This is a genomic window from Mesorhizobium sp. M1A.T.Ca.IN.004.03.1.1, assembly GCF_003997555.1.
Taxonomy (GTDB): domain Bacteria; phylum Pseudomonadota; class Alphaproteobacteria; order Rhizobiales; family Rhizobiaceae; genus Mesorhizobium.
Map to the genome: position 1 here is coordinate 1 of NZ_RZTV01000047.1, position 975 is coordinate 975.

Genomic DNA, 975 nt, shown 5'->3' on the forward strand with positions numbered 1-975 from the left:
ATGCCGACCTTTACCGCGTCCTGAAGGGCCGCGTCATTGGCGAAGGCGAGCAGGCCGATGAACAGGCTCATGGTGAAGCCGATGCCGCACAGAAGCGAAATGCCGATCATATGCAGCCAGCCAGCATTGGCCGGCAGGTCGGCGAGGCCGAGCCGGATGGCGAGAACCGAGGCGCCGAAGACGCCGACCAGCTTGCCGACGACGAGGCCGGCGGCGACGCCGAGCGTCAGAGGCTCGACCAGCGCGGCAACGCTCAGGCCGCCGAGCGAGACGCCGGCATTGGCGAAGCCGAAGATCGGGATGACGATGAAGGGCACGAGCTTGTGCAGGCCATGTTCCAGCCGGTGCAGCGGCGAGTGTTCGACGTCGTGACCAAAGGCGGGCGAACGCTCGAGCGGGATGGTGAGCGCCAGCGCCACGCCGGCAAGCGTCGCATGCACGCCCGACTTCAGCACCAGCACCCAAAGCGCCGCGCCCAGTACGAGATAGGGCAAGAGGTTCATCACCCGCATGCGGTTGAGTACGATCAATACGGCGATGACCGCGAAGGCGGCGCCGAGATAGGCGAGCGACAGGCCGCTGGTGTAGAACAGCGCGATGATGATGACGGCGCCGAGATCGTCGATGATGGCCAAAGCGGTAAGAAACACTTTCAGCGAGGCCGGCACGCGGCTGCCGAGCAGCGACAGCACGCCGAGCGCGAAGGCAATGTCGGTGGCGGTGGGGATCGCCCAGCCGGGAAGCGCCGCCTGGTTGTCGCGGTTGACCAACACATAGACCAGCGCCGGAAACACCATGCCGCCGGCCGCGGCGATGCCCGGCAGCACGCGGCGCGGCCAGGTTGAGAGCTGGCCGTCCAGCATCTCGCGCTTGATCTCCAGCCCGACCAGCAGGAAGAACACCGCCATAAGCCCGTCATTCACCCAGTGCGAGACGCTGAGCGGACCGAGATAGGCGTGGAGGGCGGCGAAATAG

Annotated in this window: 1 protein-coding gene; it reads right to left on the reverse strand. The window is 66.4% G+C overall.

The genetic code is table 11. The features are described from left to right. Window positions 1-975, reverse strand: a 975-nt coding sequence (nhaA, locus tag EOD29_RS30600; protein ID WP_127248775.1) for a Na+/H+ antiporter NhaA, incomplete at both ends; no start/stop codon positions are given.